Annotated in this window: 3 protein-coding genes and 2 pseudogenes; 3 read left to right on the forward strand and 2 right to left on the reverse strand. The window is 45.5% G+C overall.

Annotated elements, in window-relative coordinates; translation table 11 throughout:
• Positions 1-90: 90 nt before the first annotated feature.
• A pseudogene (locus C7445_RS14805) lies at positions 91-240 on the reverse strand (IS256 family transposase); the annotation flags it as partial.
• 163 nt (positions 241-403) lie between these two features.
• Positions 404-556: pseudogene (locus tag C7445_RS14745) on the reverse strand (IS256 family transposase); the annotation flags it as partial.
• Positions 557-791: 235 nt separating this feature from the next.
• On the opposite strand from C7445_RS14745, the gene C7445_RS14260 reads away from it, so the two are divergent.
• The 3 genes from C7445_RS14260 to C7445_RS14270 all read left to right on the forward strand — a co-directional run bounded on the left by C7445_RS14260 (position 792) and on the right by C7445_RS14270 (position 2,110).
• A complete protein-coding gene (locus C7445_RS14260) occupies positions 792-1,091 on the forward strand; it encodes a carboxymuconolactone decarboxylase family protein (RefSeq protein WP_243835216.1) in 300 nt (99 codons plus the stop codon).
• Positions 1,092-1,182: 91 nt separating this feature from the next.
• Positions 1,183-1,473, forward strand: coding sequence for an autorepressor SdpR family transcription factor (locus C7445_RS14265; RefSeq protein WP_134161374.1), 291 nt, complete (start codon positions 1,183-1,185; stop codon positions 1,471-1,473).
• Positions 1,454-2,110: an SdpI family protein gene (locus C7445_RS14270; RefSeq protein ID WP_243835215.1), complete on the forward strand. Its 657-nt coding sequence runs from the start codon at positions 1,454-1,456 to the stop codon at positions 2,108-2,110. The genes C7445_RS14265 and C7445_RS14270 overlap by 20 nt, the downstream gene beginning before the upstream one ends.
• The last annotated feature ends 424 nt before the right edge of the window (positions 2,111-2,534 follow it).

Consider the following 2,534-nt stretch of genomic DNA (forward strand, 5'->3'; position numbering starts at 1 on the left):
GAAGCATGCACTCATGAAACAGCGCTAAAATTCCCCGTCTGATCCATGGGGAAGAACACACGATTTTTTCGGGGAATTCTGCTTGACAAAATACACCAGATGCGTCTCCAGTTCGGCCTCAAGCATTCCTTGCATCGTGCTAGCGAACAAATCTCGCAGTGCGGCTTGAACGTCTTCCGTGGACTTCAGGTCATTCTCCTTGATGAATTGCTGTATGAATTCCTTCGAAACCTTCGTCATTTTGATGTCCTCCCAATCTGTTACTCCCGTTAGGGGATTGGGAGTTTACACAAAATATTTTACACCCTCCCAAGGCAAGCTGAGTGGGAACAGAAACCCTATCAGAATATTAAAACTTACAATTTCTCTGTTTTGGGGTGTCTATTCTATTGACTTAATACCAATACCGATCAGCACCAATCAGAGAGCTCACCTCCGCCTCGATCACCGCCTGGGTGAGGACTCTCAACCCCTCCTTCAGGAAATCCACATCCCCATCATCCAATCCGATCTTGCGAATTAACTCCAAAAGTGCGATCTTGTCTGTAGAAGCCATCGATGTGCCTCCTCTACTATTTGCTCGTCACTTTTAGTAGATTGCACTCGATGGCTTTTTCGTCAAGATCCAGCCGTGTAATTTACACCACTACTTGAGACTCTAACCAACCCAAGTCTCCGACGTATAATAAATACTCCCTGTGCTCCCTATGCACACGCGGTTTCGAATTTCTCGCTCAAGATCCCTACTTTTCCCAGGCACAGTACCAGACCTTCTCTGGGGAGAACGCACAATTGCCTCTTTCCAGGACATCGCTCCTGACTTGGGAAAGTACATCATCGAGTTTGCCTATGGAGACATCTACAGCCGTCCTGGACTGGACTTGAAACAGCGACAACTGCTGACCATAACGTGCCTTACCACGCAAGGAGATTGTGAGCCAGAACTGTCCGTGCACATCAACACAGGATTGAATGTGGGATTGACGCAGACCGAGATCATCGAGGCAATCTTGCACTGCATTCCGTATGTGGGCTTTCCAAGAGTAATGAATGCCATGACGATTGCAAAAAAGGTGTTCAGCGAGCGTTGAATTCAAAACAATGCCCCTTGGAATCTCCAAGGGGCGCTTAACACAATGTTACATGGTTTCATGTTTAGCCAATTAGCTATACAATAATGTCATGATAAACGACAAAGTATTTAAAGCCATGTCAGACCCGACCCGCAGAAAAATCATCGAGTTACTGAAGGAACGACCTATGACGGCTGGTGAAATTGCAAGCCATTTTAAGCATGCTCAGCCAACCGTTAGTCGTCATTTGAACGTACTCAAAAATGCGGATTTGGTTGTAGATCAACGTGAAGGAACGTATGTGGTCTATCGTCTGAATACAAGCGTCATACAAGGGTGGTTAAACTGGCTCCTTGATAAATTTGGGGGTGGAAGTTCAAATGAACAAGATGAAGAGTAATGCTATCCCTTGGTGGGGATGGATAGTATGGTTACTTATAGCTATTTTCGGAGTTTTAGTCTACCGTCACTTACCTAATCAAATAGCGACACATTTCAACGCAAACGGACAGCCCAACTCCTTCAGTTCTCGGTTGGAGGGGATCATTACCGTACCTTTAATCATGTTAGCTATCATGATCCTTTGGCAATTTGTCTGGAGAATTGACCCAAAGAGAAAGAACTACGCGAGCTTTTGGTCAACATATCGAACTGTAGGTGGTATCGTGGTTCTTTGTTTGGGAGCAGTACAATTCTGGGTGTTAACGTATGCACTACAAAGTGAATGGGCATCAGCAAGAATTTTGCCAACAGTGATTGGGGTCATTTTGCTCTTGTTGGCGAATGTGTTGCCTCGCCTTCAATCGAATTGGGTGGTTGGCATCCGTACTCCATGGAGTCTCTCCAGTGAAGAATCATGGAGAAAAACACATCGCTTAGCAGGTAATTTAGGTATCCCAATGGGCATCATAATCATTGTGTTAGCGTGGCTCCTTCCGTCATCGATGATTAAATGGGGAATCTTGTCACCCCTTGTAATCTGGGGATTAGTTACAGTCATTGCGTCGTACGTCTATGCCCGTAATGAATCACTATAGCAGGGAGAGATGTTTGTTTATGACAGTGCCTCTTGGAACCCCCAAGGGGCATTTATACCATACAGTTGGAGTCTACGCCCACTCTATCTATTGTTTTTGAATTTCCTCTCCCAACATCCATTCTATGCGGTACTTTCGTTCCTGCAATGACTGATTCAACAAGGTCATCGCCTATACCATTCACATGGTGTGTATCATTAACTCCACCCGTTGCACCGCATCCCTCGGATTTTGACTTGCGTCCTTAATCGGATAAGCCTTCTTTTGTTAACGCCGGACTATAATTGACCCAGGTTCGCCGGAATGAAAATGACCCACCTCAGTTGAATTATACTGGCCCCAGAGTCAACCCAGACAGATGACGTGAGGTAAAATAGACGTAGAGAGGTGTTTGACTCATGCCAGGACGTAAGTGGACTGTGGA

The organism is Alicyclobacillus sacchari (genome assembly GCF_004366795.1).
Classification (GTDB): Bacteria; Bacillota; Bacilli; order Alicyclobacillales; family Alicyclobacillaceae; genus Alicyclobacillus; species Alicyclobacillus sacchari.

Coding starts and splice junctions, on each gene's coding strand:
- C7445_RS14265 (WP_134161374.1), top strand. CDS start 1,183: ATGATAAACGACAAAGTATTTAAAGCCATGTCAGACCCGACCCGCAGA.
- C7445_RS14270 (WP_243835215.1), top strand. CDS start 1,454: ATGAACAAGATGAAGAGTAATGCTATCCCTTGGTGGGGATGGATAGTA.